The organism is Curtobacterium pusillum (assembly GCF_007680845.1).
Classification (GTDB): Bacteria; Actinomycetota; Actinomycetes; order Actinomycetales; family Microbacteriaceae; genus Curtobacterium; species Curtobacterium pusillum_B.
In genome coordinates, this window is record NZ_VEIY01000003.1 from 224,230 (window position 1) to 243,246 (window position 19,017).

Below are 19,017 nucleotides of genomic sequence, written 5' to 3' on the forward strand. Positions count from 1 at the left end.
AGTGGAACAGGGACAGCGGTGGCCCGGTGGTGCGTTCCGCGACGCCCGGGCGGGATGGTGCCCGTGCCCGCCGACAGTGCGTTGCGCTGTCTGCGTGCGGTCTCGGTCCCGGTTCGTGACGGGCCCCGAGGGACGACTGGCTCGTGTGAACGATTCGGGATCGGTCACACCGGGAGGGGTGCTCCCTAGGCGCGGCCAGTCGCGGTGGTGACCGGATCGGGGGCCGTGACTGCCGCCGGAGCGTCGTCGTCGGTCTCCGACCAGGTGTCGTCCGAGTCTACATCGGACTTCGAGCGCGGCTCGCGACCCGGGAGGTACGGGCTGGGTTCCCGGCCGACGTGCCGCTTCGACTGCACCAGGAAGATGATGATCCCGAGCAGGATCGCGGCGAAGGACATCCACACGTTCGTCCGGATGCCGAAGAAGGTCTCGCTCGTGTCGACGCGGATCGACTCGAGGACGGACCGGCCGGCGCCGTACCAGATGAGGTAGAGCGCCAGGACCTTGCCCCACTGCAGGCGGAACTTCCGGTCGAGCAGCAGGATCAGGACCACGCCGAGGACGTTCCAGATGATCTCGTAGAGGAAGGTCGGGTGGAAGAGCGTGCCCTCGGGCAGGCCCTTCGGGTAGGCGGCGTTCGACGACTCGATCTGCAGGCCCCACGGCAGGCTGGTCGGCATGCCGAACAGCTCGTGGTTGAAGTAGTTGCCGAGCCGGCCGAAGGCCTGCGCGAGCAGCACGCCCGGCACGACCGCGTCGATGAACGCGGTGAAGCGCAGACCGACCTGGCGGCAGCCGATGTAGGCGCCGACCGAGCCGAGGATCAGCGCGCCGAAGATCGCGAGGCCGCCTTCCCAGATGTAGAGGAAGGACAGCGGGTCCCGTCCGGGACCGAAGTAGTCGCTGACGTGCGTGAACACGTGGAAGAGCCGACCGCCGATGATGCCGGCCGGGACCGCCCAGATCGCGATGTCGATGATGATCCAGCGCTCGACGCCCCGGGCGTTGAGCCGCCGGTTCGCGAGGATCACCGCGGCGACGATCCCGAGCAGGATGCAGATCGCGTAGGCGTGGATGCGGAAGTCGAGCGGCAGCGACCAGCCGAACACGTCGCGCAGCCAGGCCGTGAGGTCGAAGTACTGCCAGGCCGTGCTCGGGCTCGGGATGCTCAGGAGGGGCATGGAGGTGCTGTCGCCTTTCGGTGCTGGCTGGGCGGTGCCGACGTGTCGTCGGACCCGCTCACTGTAGCGCGGGACGTGGCCGCGTCAGGAACCGAGGGACCGGTCCTGTGGAAACCGTGATGTCAGCGGCGCGCGGCGCCGGTGGTGAGGTCGGCCGCGCGGTCGGCGACACCCTGGACGCCGAGGTCGGCCAGTGCGCGGACGAACGCCGACCCGATGATCGCGCCGTCGGCGTACTCGAGCACCTCGCCGACCTGTTCGGCCGTCGAGATGCCGAGGCCCACGCAGGTCCGCTCGACGCCCGCGTCACGCAGCCGGGACACGACCGTTCGCGCGGCGACGTCGACGCCGGCACGGGCACCGGTGACGCCCATGGTGGACACCGCGTAGACGAAGCCGCGGCTCGACTCGACCGCCTGGCGCATGCGCGCGTCGGTCGACGACGGAGCAGCGAGGAAGACGCGGTCGAGACCGGTGCGCTCGGAGGAGGCGATCCACTCCGCGCCCTCGTCCGGGACGAGGTCCGGCGTGATGAGGCCGGCGGCACCGGCGGCGACGAGGTCGTCGGCGAAGCGGTCCACGCCGTACCGGAGCACGGGGTTCCAGTAGGTCATCACCAGCACGGGGACGTCCGCGCGCTCGGTGATCTGGTGCACGGCGTCGAACACCTGCGCGACGCGGAACCCGTTCGCCAGGCTCTCCTCCGCCGCACGCTGGATGACCGGGCCGTCCATCACGGGGTCGGAGTAGGGCAGCCCGAGCTCGATGACGTCGACGCCGTTCTCGGCCAGCGCCACGGCGGCGTCCACGCTCGTCTGCACGTCGGGGTAGCCGGCGGGGAGGTACCCGACGACGGCGCCCGCGCGCTCGGCGTTGGCCGCGTCGATCGTCGCCGCGACCGTCCGGTTCGTGTTCGTCTGCTCAGTGGTCACAGCTGCACCGCGTTCTCGTCGAGGATGCCGAAGTAGCGACTCGCGGACGCGACGTCCTTGTCGCCGCGGCCGGACAGGGAGACGAGGACGACGCCCTCGGGGCCGAGCTCCTTGCCGAGCTTGATCGCACCGGCGAGGGCGTGCGACGACTCGATCGCCGGCAGGATGCCCTCGGTGCGGCTGAGCAGGCGGAACGCCTCCATCGCCTCGGCGTCGGTGATCGGCTCGTACTTCGCGCGCCCGATCGACGCCAGGTACGCGTGCTCCGGCCCGACGCTCGGGTAGTCCAGCCCGGCGGAGATGCTGTGGCTCTCGATCGTCTGACCGTCTTCGTCCTGCATGAGGTACGACTTCGTGCCCTGCAGCACGCCGGTCCGACCGAGGGAGATGCTTGCGGCGTGCCGACCGGTCTCGATGCCGTCGCCGCCGGCCTCGAAGCCGTGCAGTGCGACGGACTCGTCGTCGAGGAACGCCTCGAAGATCCCCATCGCGTTCGAGCCGCCGCCGACGCACGCGGCCACGGCGTCGGGCAGTCGACCGACCCGGTCGAGCACCTGCTGACGTGCCTCTTCGCCGATGACCTTGTGGAACTCGCGGACCATCTCCGGGAACGGGTGCGGTCCGGCGACGGTGCCGAGCAGGTAGTGCGTCGACTCGACGTTGGCGACCCAGTCGCGGAGGGCGTCGTTGATCGCGTCCTTCAGCGTGCGGGAACCGGTCTCGACGGGGATCACTTCCGCGCCGAGCAGCCGCATCCGAGCGACGTTGAGGGCCTGGCGCTCGGTGTCGACCGCGCCCATGTAGACGACGCAGTCCATGCCGAACAGCGCTGCGGCCGTGGCCGTCGCGACCCCGTGCTGGCCGGCACCGGTCTCGGCGATAAGGCGGGTCTTGCCGAGCCGCTTCGCCACGAGCGCCTGGCCGAGCACGTTGTTGATCTTGTGCGACCCGGTGTGGTTGAGGTCTTCGCGCTTCAGGATGATGCGGGCGCCGCCGGCGTGCTTGGCGAACCGGGGCGCTTCGGTGATGATCGACGGCCGACCGGTGTAGTCGCGCTGGAGCGTGTCGAGTTCCTCGCGGAAGGCCGGGTCGGCCCAGGCCTCGCGGAAGGCTGCCTCGAGTTCGTCGAGCGCGAGGACGAGCGACTCGGGGACGAAGCGTCCGCCGAAGTCGCCGAAGTACGGCCCGTGCAGGTCACGGAGTGAAGTCACGATGTGTCTCCCGGACGAGCCCGGCGAACCGAGCGGGACGAGCCCGGCGAACCGAGCGGGACGAGCCCGGCGAACCGAGCGGGACGAGCCCGGCGGACCGGGCGGGACGAGCCCGGCGGACCGGACTGGGACGAGCCCGGCGGACCGAGCGGGATGGGTGGACGCCGCCGTCAGCCGCGGTCGCCGGCCGCGATGAAGGACGCGAGCGTGGCGGCAGGGTCCTCGCCCGTCACGAGCGCCTCCCCCACCAGGACGACGTCCGCACCCGCAGCGCGGTAGTGGGCGACGTCGTCCGGACCGGCGACGGCGGACTCGGCCACGCGCACGACCCCGGCGGGGATGCGGTCGGCGAGGGAGCCGAACAGGTCGCGGTCGAGCGAGAAGTCGGTCAGGTCCCGGGCGTTGACCCCGAGGATCCGGGCGCCGGCGTCGATCCCGCGGGCGAGTTCGTCCGCCGAGTGCGCCTCGACCAGGACCCGCATGCCGAGCTCTTCCGCCAGCGTGTGCAGTTCGACGAGCTGCTGCTGTTCGAGCGCCGCCACGATGAGCAGCACCAGGTCGGCACCGGACGCCCGGGCCTCGATCACCTGGTACGGGTCGGCGATGAAGTCCTTGCGCAGGACCGGCACACCGACGCGCGCCTTGACGGCTTCGAGGTCGGCGAGGGTGCCGAGGAACTTGCGCCCCTCGGTGAGCACGCTGATCGTCGAGGCACCGCCGCGCTCGTACTCCCCCGCGAGGGCGGCGGGGTCCGCGATGGTGGCCATCGAGCCGCGGGACGGACTGGCGCGCTTGACCTCGGCGAGGATCTTCACGCGGTCGCCGGGGGCCAGGAACTCGAGCGCGTCCAACGGGGACGCCACACGGTCGAGGTCGCGTTCGACGTCCGAGTACGGACGGTCGATGCGACGGGCGGCGGCGTCCTCGAGCGCGCCCGCGACGAGGGTCTCGAGCACGTTCGGCATGTCGGACCTACTCGGCGTGGTGCTTGGGGACGAACTTCGGGCCGTCGACGCCGTAGCCGGCCTTCTTCATGACGGCACCGACGATGAGGCCGACGAGCACGACGGCTGCGGAGGCCCAGACGCCCGCTGCCACGTCGAACCAGAAGAACAGCGTGCCGGCCGCGAATCCGATCAACATGATCACGACGGCGGTCCAGGCTGCCGGCGAGTGGCCTTCGCCGAGTTCTGCGGGCTCAGTGTTGCTCACGGTGCTCCTCGTTCTGCTCCGGCGCCGTCGTTCGACCGGCGTCCCGTCGATCCTACCGGGTCATCCCCGGACACCCCGGCACCACCGGACGCCCCGGCACCACCGGACACCCCGGCACCACCGGACACCCCGGCACCACCGGACGCCCCGGCACCACCGGAGGCCCCGGCACCACCGGACACCCCCGCGTCGCCGGCCACCCCGGCACCGCCGGACACCCCGGCACCACCGGACGCGCCGGCCTCGCCGGCCTCGCCGGGCTCCACCGCCGGCCCCGCCGTCGGGTCCACGCCCGCGCTGAGGTCGTCCCAGTCCACGACCGCGTCCCGCACCACCGGCGCAGCCGCCCGCGCATCGGCAGCAGCACCGGCCGTCGCGGCCCCGTACTTGCGGCTCGGGCCCGGCCACGACCGCTGCACGACGAGCGCCACCACACCGAGCAGGACCGCGAGCACGCCGCCCACGATCCCGACGACCGGCCACGCCGACACGTCCACGCTCGACACGGCACGGCGCACCGCCGAGAGGTCGCTGACCCCCGCGACGTCGCCCACCGCGCCCTTCGCTGCGGCGACCGGGTCGGCCAGGGCCGTGATGCCGGACACGACCACGCCGAGGCCGAGCAGGACCTCGACGCACGCGAGCACGATGCGGACGACCCCGCCCGCGATCGTCATCGCCAGGAACAGCGCGAGGCTCGCGATCGCCAGGGCCGTGTACTGCGGCACCGCGGCCGCACCGTCCGCGTCGACCTTCGAGGTCACGGCGGCACCGGCGTGCAGGTGGACGGTGAACCACGTCTGGGTCCACGACAGCATGATGATGCCGGCGACGATCAGGCCAGCGACGACGACGAGGGGGCGGGAGCGGCGGGCGGTCACGAGCGCACCTCGCGCATGCGGTTCGCGGTCGCCACGGCCCGGAGCGGTGCCGCGGCCTTGTTGACCGCCTCGATGTGCTCGGTCTCCGGGTCGGAGTCGGCCACCAGCCCGGCGCCCGCCTGCACACGGGCGACGCCGTCCTTGATGAGCGCCGTCCGGATCGCGATGGCGAGGTCGGCGTCACCGGCGAAGTCGAAGTACCCGACCACGCCGGCGTAGGCCCCGCGCTTGGCGGGCTCGAGCTCGTCGATGATCTCCAGCGCGCGCGGCTTCGGCGCGCCCGAGAGCGTCCCCGCGGGGAAGGTGGCCCGGAAGACGTCGATCGCCGAGGCGTCCGGTCGGACCGCGCCCTCGACGCTCGACACCAGGTGCATGATGTGGCTGAAGCGCTCGACGGTCATGAACTCGGTCACTGCGACGGTCCCCGGCTCGCACACCTTCTGCAGGTCGTTGCGGGCGAGGTCGACGAGCATGAGGTGTTCCGCTCGCTCCTTCGGGTCCTCGAGCAGGTCGTCCCCGAACCGGACGTCCTCTTCCGGGGTGGCGCCGCGGGGACGGGACCCGGCGATCGGGTGCGTGATGGCCCGGCCGGCCTGCACCTTCACGAGGGCTTCCGGCGACGCGCCGACGATCCAGAAGCGCTCGTCGGCGGTGTCGGCCAGCGCGAGGAAGTACATGTACGGGCTGGGGTTCAGCGTCCGGAGGACCCGGTAGACGTCGAGCGGGTCGGCCGTGACCTCGTGGTCGAAGCGCTGCGAGATGACGACCTGGAACACGTCCCCGTCGCGGATGAAGTCCTTCGACCGCTCCACCGAGGCCTGGTACTCCGCCGGCGTCGAGCGGTGCGTCGGGGTGGGCTCGGCGATGTCGAACGCCTCGGCCACGGTCGCGATGCTCGGGGTCACGAGGTCCGCCTGCATCCGGTCGAGGCGCGTCTGCGCGTCCGACCAGAGCGTCTCGGGGTCGTCGGTGCCGTCGTTCAGCACGCTCGCCACGAGCAGGACGAGCCCGGTGCGGTGGTCGAGCGCGGCGAGTTCGGACACGAAGGCGAGCGCCTGCCCCGGCACGTCGAAGTCGGCCGGGGGCACGTTCGGCAGGTGCTCGAGCTGCCGCACGGCTTCCCACCCGATGAACCCGACGGTCCCGCCGACCAGCGGCGGGGTGCCCGGGATGCGCGGGGTCGCCCACCGTTCGTGCAGGCGGGCGAGCACCTCGAGCGGTTCACCATCGAGCGAGTCGACGGCGCGGGAGGCCGGGATGCCGGTGTCGATCCACGCGGCACGGTCGCCGTCCTGCGTGAGGACACCGAAGCTGCGCACGCCGACGAACGACCAGCGCGACCAGAGGCCGCCCTGTCCGGCCGACTCGAGCAGGAACGTGCCGGGACGGCCGTCCGCGAGCTTGCGGTACACGCCGACCGGCGTCTCGCTGTCCGCGTAGAGCGCGCGGACGACCGGGACGACACGGTGCGCGCCGAGCAGGCTGTCGAACTCCGGCCTGGAGGTCGTGTGCGGCTTGTCGGAGAGGGTCGCGGTGGTCATCGGGTCGCCCCCACAGCCGGATCGGTCGGCGCGGACGCCGTCACGGGATCGAGGGGGTCGACGTCGAAGCAGCGGTGCGCACCGGTGTGGCACGCGGCCCCGACCTGTTGCACGGTGACGAGGAGCGTGTCGGCGTCGCAGTCGAACGCCGCGGCACGCACGTACTGCGCGTGCCCGGAGGTGTCACCCTTGCGCCAGTACTCGTTCCGGGAGCGGGACCAGAAGGTCACCCGTCCCTCGGTGAGGGTGCGGCGGAGGGCTTCCCGGTCCATGTAGCCGAGCATGAGGACGTCCTTCGACGACTCCTCTTGCACGACGGCGGGGAGCAGCCCGTCCGCACCGAACCGCGCGCGGTCGAGGACCGCGTCCATGCTGGTGCTGGTGCTGTCGGTCATGAGGCTCCTAGCCTACGGCGGCGGACCGGCGGACGGCGCCGGATCCGCAGGAGGCGGTGGATCAGCGGACGGCGTGCCCGGACGCGCGCAGCGCGTCCTTGACGTCGCCCACCGTCATCTCGCCACGGTGGAAGACGGACGCGGCGAGGACGGCATCCGCACCCGCGTCGATGGCGGGGGCGAAGTGCTCGATCCGACCCGCGCCTCCCGACGCGATGACCGGCACCGAGGAGACCGCACGGACCGCGGCCACGAGCTCGAGGTCGAACCCGTTCTTCGTGCCGTCCGCGTCGATCGAGTTGACCAGGAGCTCCCCCGCGCCGCGTTCGACGGCTTCGTGCGCCCACGCGATCGCGTCGAGGTCGGACTCAGTCCGCCCCCCGTGCGTCGTGACGACGAAGCCGGACGGCATCCGGTCGGACCGCTTGACGTCGAGCGAGAGCACCACGGCCTGCGCGCCGAAGCGGTCCGCGATCTCGCCGACGAGCTCCGGGCGGGCGATCGCGGCGCTGTTCACGCCGATCTTGTCCGCGCCGCACTGCTGCAGGCGGGAGACGTCGTCGACGCTCCGCACCCCGCCGCCGACGGTGAGCGGGATGAAGACCTGCTCGGCGGTCCGGGTCACGGTGTCGTACATCGTGGAGCGGTTCTCGACCGTGGCGCCGACGTCGAGGAACGTGAGCTCGTCCGCACCCTGCTCGTAGTAGCGCGCCGCGAGCTCGACGGGGTCGCCGGCGTCCTGCAGGTCGAGGAAGTTCACGCCCTTGACGACGCGACCGCCCTTGACGTCGAGGCACGGGATGACCCGCACGGACACCCCGGTCACAGGCGTGCGGCGTGGATCGGGCTGACCAGGATCGCCCGGGCGCCGAGGTCGTAGAGCGCGTCCATGATGAGGTTCGCGTCGTCGCGCGGGATCATCACGCGGACCGCCGACCAGTCGCGGCCGTGGAGCGGCGACACCGTCGGGGACTCGATGCCCGACGCGATCGCCGTCGCCTGCTCGAGCAGGGCGGTCGGGATGTCGTAGTCGAGCATCACGTAGCCGCGGGCGACGAGCACGCCCTGCAGACGGCGGCGCAGGACGTCGATGCCGGGGATCGACTCGTCGGTCGAGACGAGGAGCGCGGTCGACTCGAGGATGACCGGGCCGAAGATCTCCAGCCCGGCCTGCCGCAGGGTGCTGCCGGTCGAGACCACGTCGGCGACGGCGTCCGCGACACCGAGGCGCACGGCGCTCTCGACCGCGCCGTCGAGCTTGACGAGCGTCGCGGTGACGCCGTGCTTCGCGAGGAAGTCCCCGACCAAACCGGGGTAGCTCGTCGCCACCCGCACGCCGTCGAGGTCCTGCAGGGAGCTGAACCGACCGGGGGTGCCGGCGAAGCGGAACGTCGAGTCCGCGAAGCCGAGCGCGTCGACCTCGTGCGCCGCGGACCCGGAGTCGAGGAGCAGGTCACGGCCGGTGATGCCGACGTCGAGGGCACCCGAGCCGACGTACGTGGCGATGTCGCGCGGACGGAGGAAGAAGAACTCCACCCCGTTCCGCTCGTCGAGCAGGTGGAGTGCCTTCGGGTCGCGACGACCGGCGTACCCGGCCTCCCGCAGCATCTCGGAGGCGGTCTCGGAGAGGGAGCCCTTGTTGGGCACGGCGATGCGGAGCATCAGGTGGTCTGCTTTCTGGTGGAGGGGTCGGCGACTGATCAGCGGATCAGAGATGTCGCCAGACGTCCGCCGGGGTGAGGCCCTTCGCGATCATGAGCACCTGCAGGTGGTACACGAGCTGCGAGATCTCCTCCGAGGTGCGCTCGTCGCCCTCGTACTCGGCCGCCATCCAGACCTCGGCTGCCTCTTCCACGATCTTCTTGCCGATCTGGTGCACGCCGGCGTCCAGCTCGGCGACGGTGCCGGAGCCCTCGGGGCGCGTGCGCGCCTTCTCGGTGAGCTCCTGGAACAGGTCGTCGAACGTCTTCACGCCGACCAGGCTACCGTCCGGCGCGTGCGCGGCGGACGTACCGTCCGGACGGGAGGCGCGGCTCGCCCCCGCACCGCCGGTCACGTCGGTCGTGTCGGTCGTCACGCGCGTGCTGCCGCGGCCGCCGCCTCGCGGAGGTCCGCGATCCGCGCGGCCGGCTCGCCGCCGTAGACCGCCGAGCCCGCCACGAGGGTGTCCGCGCCGCTCCGGACGGCCTCGGGCACGGTGTCGACCGCGATGCCGCCGTCGACCTCGAGCCACACGTCGAGACCGGAGGCATCGACGGCAGCGCGCGCGTCGGCCAGCTTCGGCATCACCGACGGCATGAACGACTGGCCACCGAACCCGGGCTCGACCGTCATGAGCAGGATCATGTCGTACGCGTCGAGGTGGTGCAGGACCTGGGTGATCGGGGTACCAGGCTTCACGGCGACCGCCGCGCGCGCACCGTTCGAGCGGATCGCCGCGGCCGTCGCCACCGGGTCGTCCGCCGCCTCGAAGTGGAAGGTCACGCTCGACGCGCCCGTCTCGGCGTACTTCGGGGCCTCGGTGTCGGCGTTCGTGATCATCAGGTGGACGTCGAGGGGCACCGGGGACACCTGCTGCAGGCGCTGCACGATCGGCAGGCCCAGGGTGAGGTTCGGCACGAAGTGGTTGTCCATCACGTCGACGTGCACCAGATCGGCGGTCTCGATGCGGTGGAGCTCGCGCTCGAGGTTCGCGAAGTCGGCGGACAGGATGCTCGGCGAGATGCGGATCGTCACCCACCAACCCTACCGGCGCGGGCGCCAGCGCTCCCCCGGTACTCGGGACCAGAAACCCGACATCGAACCACGAACCGGAGTCGGTTCGACGTCGTCTTCGTGGTTCGACGGGCGGCGCCGGGGCTCAGGCGACGCGGCGGAACAGCGCGATGAACATCGCGTCCGTGCCGATCCGGTGCGGCCAGAGCTGCACGGTGTTCCCGTCCGCCACCTGCGGGTCACGAGCGGCCACCGAACGCACGACCGACGCGGTGTCGAGCTGCTCGAGCGCACCCCCGTGACGCGCCATCAGCGCGTCCACCTGCCCGCGGGTCTCCGCCAGGTGCGGCGAGCACGTCACGTACGCCAGGGTCCCACCGACGGCGAGCACCCGGACCGCAGCGTCGAGCAGCTCCGCCTGGAGCGCCGCCAGCTCGGGCACGTCCTCCGGCTGCTTCCGCCACCGTGCCTCCGGGCGACGCCGGAGTGCCCCGAGCCCGGTGCACGGTGCGTCGAGCAGGACCCGGTCGAAGGTCACGCCCGCTCCGTCGCGCCCGAAGCGTCGACCGTCGCCCTCGACCACGGTCACGTCGTCGCCGAACCCCGCGAGGGCCTTCCGCACGAGCCCTGCCCGCGCCGGCACGAGTTCGTTGGCGACGAGTGCGGCTCCGCCCTGGGCGGCCTCGGCGGCGAGCAACGCGGCCTTGCCGCCGGGTCCGGCGCACAGGTCGAGCCAGCGCTCCCCCGGCCGGACCGCGGAGGACCGGCTCAGCGCGAGCGCCGCCAGCTGCGACCCCTCGTCCTGCACGCGGAGCCGCCCGGCGCTGACGCCGGGCACGCGGGCCGGGTCGCCGCTGATGCCGCGGATGCCGACGGGCGAGACCGGCAGGTCGGTCACGGTCTCCGGGTGGTCGGCGGTGCGGACGGGAGGCGCGGCTGCGGTCGCGTCGTCGGCGTCCGGGTGGTCGGCGGTGCGGACGGGAGGCGCGGCTGCGGTCGCGTCGTCGGCGTCCGGCCCGTCCTCGACGGCCGCCTCCGGATCGGGTCCGGCGGCGTGGGCGATCGCGGCCGCGACGTCCTCGTCGGTCGCGAGCCCCGGCAGCGCGGCGAGCTGCACGCGCGGCGCGACGTTGTCCGCCGCGAGAAGCGCCGCGAGTTCGTCACGGGAGCGCTCGGCCGCCAGGGCGTCACGGAGCGCCGACACCACCCACACCGGGTGCGACCACCGGGCGGCGAGCAGGGCGTCGCCACCGCGGCCCTCGGTGATCAGGGCGTCCCACTCGTCGTCGGTGCGCGCCGCGACCTTGCGGAGCACGGCGTTGACGAACCCGGTGGCCCGGTGGGCACCGATCTCGCGCGCGAGTTCGACCGTCGCCGCGACCGCCGCGTGGGTGGGTGTGCGCATGCCGAGGAGCTGGTGGGCCCCGAGCCGCATGACGTCGAGCACGTCCGACTCGATGTTGTCGAGGCGTCGACCGGAGGCGAGGGCGACGATCGCGTCGTAGCGACCGAGCATCCGGATCGACCCGTACGTCAGCTCGGTGGCGAACGCGGCGTCGCGCGCGGAGAGGCCGGCCCGACGGATGCGTGTCGGCAGGAGGAGGTTCGCGTACGCGTCGTCGACCTGCACGGCGCGGAGCACGTCGAACGCGACCCGCCGAGCGCTGGTCTGCCGCGGCCCGTGGTTGCGGCGCTGCCCCTTCGTCGCGGCGCTCATGCGAGGACCTTGCCGTCGAGCGTGCCGAGGCCCCTGGCCCAGGCGGCGGCGTCCATCGCCTGCTTGCCGGCGGGCTGCACCCGGGTGAGCACGAGCGGGTCGTCGGCGGTCCCGACGAAGAGCCGACCGCCCTGGACGGCCAGTGCGCCGGGGGTGAGGGACGGGGCGGGGTCTGCCGCGCCTCCAGGCAGTCGGTGGCTGCGGAGCAGCTTCACGCGGGTGTCTCCGAGGTGGGCGTACGCGCCGGGCTCTGGTGTGACGCCGCGGAGGCGGGCGTGGACGACGGCGGCCGGCGCGGCGAAGTCGATGCGGCCGTCCTCGATCGTGAGCTTGGGGGCGAGGGTCGGTTCGCCGGTCTGCTCGGTGGCGACGGCGGCGCCGGCGGCGATGTCGTCGACGACCCGCGCGACGGTCGACGCACCGGACTCGGCCATGGCGGCGAGGACCTCGCCGGAGGTCGCCTCCGGGTCGATGTCGAACGGGTCGCTCGCGTACACGGGGCCGGCATCGAGCGCCTCGACGAGGTGGAAGACGGTCGCGGCGGTGCGGGTGTCGCCGGCCATCACCGCGCGCTGCACGGGGGCGGCGCCGCGGTACTGCGGGAGGTCCGAGAAGTGCAGGTTGACCCAGCCGAGCCGCGGGGCGTCGAGCGCCGGACGACGGAGGAGCGCGCCGTACGCGACGATCACACCGAGGTCGACGTCGAGCTCGGCGATCCGCGCGGTGACCGCGTCATCGACCCGGGACGCCTCGATGACCGGGAGCCCGAGCTCGGACGCCACCTGCGCGACGGGGGTCGGCGTGAGGATGCGCTTCCGGCCCTGCGCGGTCGCCGGACGGGTGAGCACCGCGGCGATCTCGTGCTCGGACGCCGCGAGTCGGCGGAGGGTGGGGACGGCCGCAGCGGGGCTGCCGGCGACGACGAGACGCATGGGTTCGATCCTCCCACGTCCGCAGCCGCCGGTCGTGCCGGCGACTGCGGACGACGGGTCAGCGGACCACGGTGAAACCCGCGCGCGCGAGCGGTACTGCGTCGGAGCGGAGGTGGACGGTGCGGACGAGCCGCCCGTCGGCCGCGTACACCGAGGCCGTGCGTCCGGACGCGCCCGTGACGGTGCCGGCGCGCGCCGACCCGGTGCTGTCGACCACGAGGTCGAGCGGACGCGCTCCCGTCAGTCCGAGGTGGGCGACGACGGGCTGGACCAGCACGGCGTCGAGGTCGAGGGAGCCGGACGCCACGCGCGCCGTGACGGAGGTGACCTGCGCCGGGACGACCGCGCCGAGCGTGAGCGGTCGCAGCACCGTCGACGTGGGCGCCGTGCCCTGCTCCCCCGCCCCGCCGTTCGGCGTCCGCCCGAGCGTCGTCGGACGACCGGGACCGGAGGTCGTCCACGTCGTCGTGCCGGCCGGTCCGGCCTGACGCGACACGACCGGCGCGAGCACCACGGGACCGTGCCCGGCCGGCAGCGTGACGGTGATGCTGCCGCCGGCGGTCGCGTGCACCGACGCCGATCCCGACCAGTTGGCGGAGCCGGTCCAGGCGGTGGGGTGCTGCACGACCGCGGCGCCGCCGGCGAGGGTGCCGGACTCGGCCTCCACCGTCGTGATGCCGTGCACGGTCGAGCGCCCGTCGATGCCGGTCGCCGTCGCACGGATCGCCGGGTGCGCGTCGAGCGCGAGCATCGTCAGTGCCGTGTGGATCGCCGACTCGGCGCCGCAGCCCCGGTTGACGGTGCCGTCCGCCGCGATGCCGTCGACGCACGCTCCGGTGGTCCGGTCGTACACCGGGACGCCGGCCGGGTTCGCGCCGAAGAACCACGACGCTGCGATCCCGGCGAGCGCCTCCTGTCCGCGGTTGCCGGTGGCGTCGGCCGTCGCGGTGAACGACTGCACGAGCGAGTCCGCGCCGTAGGCGATCTGCGTCAGGTCGAACGGGGTCGGGGTCCAGCCGTTGTCGGGCCCGCCGGTCGTGAGCAGCTGCGTGCCGAACTGGGCGGTCGCCTGCTCGGCATCGCGTTCCCATGCCGTCCGGTGCAGGACGGACCCGGCGCGGGCGAGGGCGGCCGGAGCCATCCCGCCCCAGGCGTTCCAGGTGGACTGGGAGGTCGCGGACGGCAGGACGGCTCCGTAGGGCCAGGTGCCGGTCGCGCCGCGCTGCATGGCGGCGACGCCCTCGGTCTCGCGCTGCAGCACGGTTCGCACGTCGCGGTCGGTCGGGACTGCTGCGGTGTAGGCGCTGAGCCCGAGGACGGCCTCGGCGGTGGCGCTGGTGGAGTCGGCGATCAACCACGCGGGGACGCGCGAGCCGTTCACGGTGTCGTACCGGCCGTACTCGGCGAGGGAGCCGCGGTCGAGTGCTCCGACTGCCAGGTGCAGGCGGTCCTGCAGGAAGCGCGCGAACCCGGGGTCGGTGTGCCGGAACGCCGGGTACGCCTCGCCGAGTGCCCAGATCGTCCGGGCGGTCCAGAACGAGTCGGCGGAGTCCGAGGGGTCGGGGCTGTCCGGGGGCGTCGGGCTCGTGTTCAGGGTGCCGTCGGACTGCTGCCAGAGCACGACGTTGCCGGCGTCCGGGCCGGTGGCGGTCTGCAGGTAGGTCAAGGAGCGGAGGAGCTCGCGGGCGGTGTCGAGGCTCCCGGGCGTGCGTTGCTGCTGCCAGGCGCGGACGTACACGACGGCGGCGCGGCTGATGTCGTCCGCGTCGAAGGCCCCCTGGCCCCAGTGTCCGGTCGCGGGGTCGAGCGTGCCGCCGCCCACGCGTCGGTAGGTGCCGTCGGCGTCCCGGTCGGCGTACACCCAGGGCGCGCGGGCGGTGGGGTCGCCGGCCTGGTCGTAGGTCGTGTGGCCGGGGACGCCGGGCAGCAGCGGGACGTCGTCGAGCAGGAAGTCGAGGTGGTCCAGGTTCGTGAGGGTGCTGGTCGGGTGCCCGGCGGTGCCGGCTCCCTCGGCGGTCGGTGCCGCGAGTGCCGCGGCGGGGGTCGTCAGCACGCTCGCGGCGACGACGACGGCCGCGGTGAGCGCGGCGACGGTGGTGGTGCGATGCGACATTGCATGCTCCTCGGTCGGTGGTGCGGTGGTGGTGCGTGACGGTGCGGTGCGGTGCGGTGCGGTGCGGTGGTCAGCGTCAGCGTCAGCGTCAGCGTCAGCGTCAGCGTCGGACGAGCCGGGCGACGCCGATCTTCGAGTCGGCCATGCCGTAGAACACGTGGCGGACGCCGTCGATCTCCTCGATCGCGGTCGGGAAGACCACGTTCGGGACGATCCCGGACCGTTCGTCCTCGGTGTCGGCGGTCATCAGCGGTTCGCTCGTGCGCCGGACGACCTCCCAGGGACGGTCGGCGTCGAGGATCATCGCGCCGGCGGCGTAGTTGACACCCTGCTGCTGGGCGAGCGAGCCGACGAGTTCGCCGGTGACGCCGTGGTGCAGCAGGAGCCAGCCCTCGGGGACCCGGACCGGTGCGGGTCCGGCTCCGATCTTGAGTTCCTCGAAGGGCGCCTCGGGCGACGCGAGCACCCGGTGTCCGCGCCACTCGGCGAGCGCGCCGAGGTCCTCGCGGACGCGGTCGAGCGGGACGAACGAGATCCAGATGGAGGGTCGGGTGTCGGTGACCCAGGACGGCGGGTGCACGCCCTCGCCCGGGCGGATCTCGGAGAGGTCCCACGCGGGGCGGTGCAGGACGGCGAGGCTCGTGGTGCCATCGGGTGCGGTGACGGGTTCGGGCAGGAAGACGCAGTCCTTGTTGAAGTAGAGGGCGAGGTCGACGTCGAGTGCGTCGTCGTAGCCGAACCGGACGGGGCCGAGGCGTCGCCAGGACCGGAGGTCGGACGACACGGCGACCGCGGTGTGCGGTCCGAGCGGCCCGTACGCGACGTAGGTCATCACGTGCAGGTCGAGGGCGGGCACCCAGGTGGTGCGGGGGTCCTCGACGCCGGCGTTCACCGCGCCGACCTCCCACGAGCGTTCGGGCTCGAGCACGACCCCCTGCCGCTCGACGCCGGTCGGGACGCCGTCCTCGACGATCACGCGGGCGATCCCGATGCGGGAGACGTTGCCTGTGGCGACCAGGCGGGGCAGCAGGTACAGCGTGCCGTCGGGACCGCGTCCGCTGCCGGGGTTGAGCACGCCCTCGGCTTCGAGGGGTTCGTCGGCGAGGGGTTCCATGACGACGCCGATGCGTTCGAGTGCGTAGGGGAAGTCGGTCATCGTGCGGCCTCTCGGTACAGGTACATCGTGCGGCTGTCGGGCGGCGCGTCCCACCCCTGGGCGAAGACGCGCTCGCCGGGGTCGCCGGGTGCGGCGCCGGGCCCCGGCCAGCGGAGGAGACCGCCCCACGCGAGCGAACCGCCGGCGTGCACGTCGAGCTGCCTGGTGGGTTCGGCGACGTCGTAGAGGGCCTGGCCGGCGGCGAACGCTCCGGAGGGGTCGGCGTGGAAGAAGTCGAGGACGAGTCGGTCGCCGTCCACCACGGCGCAGGCGACCTCGTGCAGCTGTGGGCCGAGGGCGCTGACGTCGAGGTAGTCCTCGTGGGTGAAGGTCCAGTGCCGCATGTCGTCGGAGTGGCCGACGGTGAGGCGGCCACCGCACCCCTCGGACACGTACATGCGGTACTCGCCGCCGGTGCGGACGGCGTGGCCACGGTCGTCCCGTGGGATGACGGCACCCTTCGCCCACAGGTGGGAGACGTCGTACGGCACGACGATGCCGGTCTTCTCCCAGTGCTCGAGGTCGTCGGAGACGGCGAGCATGATGTCGCAGCCGACGTCACCGGCAGCCGGGTGGGTGGCCCGCTCGGGTGTGCCCCTGGTGTCCCAGATCGCGTTGTAGAAGCACCACCAGCGACCTTCGGCGCGGTAGAGCTTGGGGTCCTCGACCCCGAGCGCTTCGTTCGGCAGGGTGGGCCAGAGGGCCGGCGCGCCGTCGTCGACCCAGCCGTCCGCGGTCAGGACGGCGTGCCCGATCCGGGACGAGGTCGACTCCTTCCGCGGGGACGCCCGGTACAGCAGGTGCAGGGCGTGTCGCGCCTCCTGGCCCCGTTCGTCGGCGAGCACGGCGGTCCCCCGCTCGTCGGGGGCGATGCCCAGGGTGGGGTTGAAGATGCTCGACGCGGTCCAGCCGATGCCGGTCGGGTCGGCCCACTCCGGGGCGGTGAAGGTGAGCGTCGGGTCGCGGTGGAAGGGGCCGATCATCCAGGGCGGTGGATCGTCGTAGTGGGCGGAGAAGTCGTCGGTGGAGATCCGGTCGGTCAGGGCGTTCGTGTGTCGGAGCGCGCGGTCGAGGTCGGCGGCGAGCGCCGCCCGGGTCAGGGTCTCCATCAGCCCTTGACCCCCGATCCGATGTCCGTCGCGATGAAGTACCGCTGGAACACGATGAACAGGACGACGACCGGGGCGGCGAGGACGACGGCGCCGGCGAGGATGGCGCCGTACGGGTTGGCGGTCGACGACGCGACGTTCGAGATGTAGTTGGCGAGCGACACCGCGAGCGGCTGCATCGAGGCCTCCTTGGTGATGAGGAACGGCCAGAGGAAGTCGTTCCAGGGGCCGATGAACGTGACGAGGACGACGGTGACGAGCGCCGGGCGGACGAGCGGCAGGGCGACGTTCCAGAGCACCCGGAGTTCGCCGGCGCCGTCGATGCGGGCGGCGTCGAAGATCTCCTGCGGGATCTGCAGGAAGTACTGGCGGAAGATGACGACCGCCGCCGAGTTGATGGCGAACGGCAGGATCATGCCGAGGTAGTTGTCGCTGAGCCCGTAGTCGCGGGCGATGAGCACGTACAGCGGGATCATGAGCAGCTGGAACGGGACGACCTGGACGAGCAGCGCGAGGGCGAAGGTGACGCCCCGGCCCCGCCACTGCAGCACGGCGAGCGCGTACCCGGCGAGCAGGCCGAACACGACCGTGCAGAGCAGGACGCCGCCCGTGAAGATGCCCGAGTTGAGCAGTCCCTGCAGCAGGTTCACCCGGTCGTTGATGGTGCTGAAGTTGTGCAGGTCGATGTTCGCGGGGTTCGGGAACGCGCCGGCGAGCGACGTGTCCGGCTCCCGCTGCAGCGAGCCGATGACCATGTAGTAGAAGGGGAACAGGAACACGATCGCGCCGGCGAGAAGGACCGCGAAGCGGAGCGCGGCCTGCCCGCGGGTGAGGCTGACGCCGTCCATGCGTCGTGGTCGCTTCCGCCTCGGGGTGCCGGTGCTGGCCCTGGAGGCGCGGCTGGCGCCCGGCACGACGGTCGCGGTCGCGGGGGCGGTGGTGTCCGCCATCGGTGTGGTGTCGGTCATCGGTCTCGCCCTCCGGCGAATCGGTTCTGCAGCCAGGCGATGATGAGGACGCCCACCATGAGGACGATGCCGATGGCGGCCGCGTACCCGGGGTGTCCCTGCTGGATGCCCTGTTGGTAGATGAGGAGCACGGGGCTCGTCGAGGCCCCGTTCGGGCCGCCACCACCGGTGAGCAGGTAGGGCTCGGTGAAGAGGTTCGCGCCGATCACCGTGCTGAGCAGCAGCACGAGGACGGTCGCGGGCCGGACGCCGGGGACGGTCACCGAGAAGAACTGCCGGATGCGTCCGGCGCCGTCCGTGGCGGCGGACTCGTACAGCTCCTTCGGCACGTTCTGCAGTGCGGCGAGGTAGAGGAGGATGTAGAACCCGAGCTGCTTCCACGTGACGAAGACCGCGATCATCGGCATCGCGAGCGCGGAGTTGCTCAGCCAGGACGGGCTCGGGGCGAGGGGCCCGAGCAGACTGTTGACGACGCCGTTCTGGCTGAACAGGAACAGCCACACGCCGACGACCGCGACGCTCGCGGTGACGTACGGCACGTAGTAGCTCACCCGGAAGAACGTGGACCACCGGACGACGCTGTTGAGCGCGGCCGAGAGCACGAGGGCGAGCACGACCGTGAGCGGCACGTTGATGACGAGGAACACGGCGACGTTGCGGAAGGACTGCAGGACCTGCGGGTCCTGGAACACCTGCACGTAGTTCTGCAGGCCGACCCACGGTCGGTCGACGGAGACGCCGGGGGCGGCGAAGAAGTAGTCCTTGAAGGACATGTACACGGCGAAGCACACCGGCCAGGCGAAGATCGCGAGGACGAACACCAGGTAGGGGGCGCTGAAGAGCCACCCGAGCGGGTTGCGCCCGAGGACCTTCTGGAGGGCGGGGCGCGGGGCCCGGCCCGGCGTGGTGCCGGGCCGGGCGCCGCGTGGCGGAGCGGTCTGCGTGGTCACGGCG

The 19,017-nt window shown here is 72.5% G+C and carries 19 protein-coding genes; all 19 read right to left on the bottom strand.

Annotation, left to right across the window (positions count from 1 at the left end; translation table 11 throughout):
- Positions 1-185: 185 nt before the first annotated feature.
- Entirely contained in the window at positions 186-1,181 is a 996-nt protein-coding gene (lgt, locus tag FS825_RS08675; protein WP_144712137.1) for a prolipoprotein diacylglyceryl transferase, read from the bottom strand.
- Between the two features lie 122 nt (positions 1,182-1,303).
- Positions 1,304-2,113, bottom strand: a complete 810-nt coding sequence (trpA, locus tag FS825_RS08680; protein ID WP_144712138.1) for a tryptophan synthase subunit alpha — start codon at positions 2,111-2,113, stop codon at positions 1,304-1,306.
- The gene (gene trpB / locus FS825_RS08685; RefSeq protein ID WP_144712139.1) at positions 2,110-3,324 is read right to left on the bottom strand and encodes a tryptophan synthase subunit beta; all 1,215 of its coding nucleotides are present in this window, start codon (positions 3,322-3,324) and stop codon (positions 2,110-2,112) included. The genes trpA and trpB overlap by 4 nt, the downstream gene beginning before the upstream one ends.
- Before the next feature lie 170 nt (positions 3,325-3,494).
- Positions 3,495-4,280, bottom strand: coding sequence for an indole-3-glycerol phosphate synthase TrpC (gene trpC / locus FS825_RS08690; protein ID WP_144712525.1), 786 nt, complete (start codon positions 4,278-4,280; stop codon positions 3,495-3,497).
- 16 nt (positions 4,281-4,296) lie between these two features.
- On the bottom strand, positions 4,297-4,536 hold the full coding sequence (locus FS825_RS18610) for a DUF6704 family protein (RefSeq protein WP_186377146.1): 240 nt from the start codon (positions 4,534-4,536) through the stop codon (positions 4,297-4,299).
- Positions 4,533-5,417, bottom strand: a complete 885-nt coding sequence (locus FS825_RS08700) for a Trp biosynthesis-associated membrane protein (RefSeq protein ID WP_144712140.1) — start codon at positions 5,415-5,417, stop codon at positions 4,533-4,535. Before FS825_RS08700 ends, FS825_RS18610 begins: the two co-directional genes overlap by 4 nt.
- The gene (locus FS825_RS08705) at positions 5,414-6,958 is read right to left on the bottom strand and encodes an anthranilate synthase component I (RefSeq protein ID WP_144712141.1); all 1,545 of its coding nucleotides are present in this window, start codon (positions 6,956-6,958) and stop codon (positions 5,414-5,416) included. Before FS825_RS08705 ends, FS825_RS08700 begins: the two co-directional genes overlap by 4 nt.
- Positions 6,955-7,353 carry a phosphoribosyl-AMP cyclohydrolase gene (gene hisI, locus FS825_RS08710; protein WP_144712142.1) on the bottom strand — a complete coding sequence of 133 codons (399 nt, stop codon included), beginning with the start codon at positions 7,351-7,353 and terminating at the stop codon, positions 6,955-6,957. The genes FS825_RS08705 and hisI overlap by 4 nt, the downstream gene beginning before the upstream one ends.
- A gap of 61 nt (positions 7,354-7,414) precedes the next feature.
- The gene (gene hisF, locus FS825_RS08715) at positions 7,415-8,179 is read right to left on the bottom strand and encodes an imidazole glycerol phosphate synthase subunit HisF (RefSeq protein WP_186377147.1); all 765 of its coding nucleotides are present in this window, start codon (positions 8,177-8,179) and stop codon (positions 7,415-7,417) included.
- Entirely contained in the window at positions 8,176-9,015 is an 840-nt protein-coding gene (gene hisG, locus FS825_RS08720) for an ATP phosphoribosyltransferase (RefSeq protein WP_144712143.1), read from the bottom strand. The genes hisF and hisG overlap by 4 nt, the downstream gene beginning before the upstream one ends.
- 46 nt (positions 9,016-9,061) lie before the next feature.
- Positions 9,062-9,325, bottom strand: a complete 264-nt coding sequence (locus tag FS825_RS08725; protein ID WP_079238914.1) for a phosphoribosyl-ATP diphosphatase — start codon at positions 9,323-9,325, stop codon at positions 9,062-9,064.
- Positions 9,326-9,426: 101 nt separating this feature from the next.
- On the bottom strand, positions 9,427-10,089 hold the full coding sequence (gene rpe / locus FS825_RS08730; protein WP_144712144.1) for a ribulose-phosphate 3-epimerase: 663 nt from the start codon (positions 10,087-10,089) through the stop codon (positions 9,427-9,429).
- 124 nt (positions 10,090-10,213) lie between these two features.
- Entirely contained in the window at positions 10,214-11,785 is a 1,572-nt protein-coding gene (locus FS825_RS08735) for an RsmB/NOP family class I SAM-dependent RNA methyltransferase (protein WP_144712145.1), read from the bottom strand.
- Positions 11,782-12,717, bottom strand: a complete 936-nt coding sequence (locus FS825_RS08740; RefSeq protein WP_144712146.1) for a methionyl-tRNA formyltransferase — start codon at positions 12,715-12,717, stop codon at positions 11,782-11,784. The genes FS825_RS08735 and FS825_RS08740 overlap by 4 nt, the downstream gene beginning before the upstream one ends.
- 58 nt (positions 12,718-12,775) lie before the next feature.
- On the bottom strand, positions 12,776-14,830 hold the full coding sequence (locus FS825_RS08745; protein WP_144712147.1) for an immunoglobulin domain-containing family protein: 2,055 nt from the start codon (positions 14,828-14,830) through the stop codon (positions 12,776-12,778).
- 100 nt (positions 14,831-14,930) lie between these two features.
- Positions 14,931-15,986 (bottom strand): glycoside hydrolase family 130 protein, encoded by a 1,056-nt coding sequence (locus tag FS825_RS08750; protein ID WP_144712148.1) that lies wholly within the window; start codon positions 15,984-15,986, stop codon positions 14,931-14,933.
- Positions 15,983-17,095 (bottom strand): glycoside hydrolase family protein, encoded by a 1,113-nt coding sequence (locus tag FS825_RS08755; RefSeq protein WP_144712149.1) that lies wholly within the window; start codon positions 17,093-17,095, stop codon positions 15,983-15,985. The genes FS825_RS08750 and FS825_RS08755 overlap by 4 nt, the downstream gene beginning before the upstream one ends.
- Complete coding sequence (locus FS825_RS08760; protein ID WP_395885857.1) at positions 17,095-18,063, bottom strand: carbohydrate ABC transporter permease; 969 nt, start codon at positions 18,061-18,063, stop codon at positions 17,095-17,097. Before FS825_RS08760 ends, FS825_RS08755 begins: the two co-directional genes overlap by 1 nt.
- On the bottom strand, positions 18,060-19,013 hold the full coding sequence (locus FS825_RS08765; protein ID WP_144712150.1) for a carbohydrate ABC transporter permease: 954 nt from the start codon (positions 19,011-19,013) through the stop codon (positions 18,060-18,062). The genes FS825_RS08760 and FS825_RS08765 overlap by 4 nt, the downstream gene beginning before the upstream one ends.
- Positions 19,014-19,017: the final 4 nt, after the last annotated feature.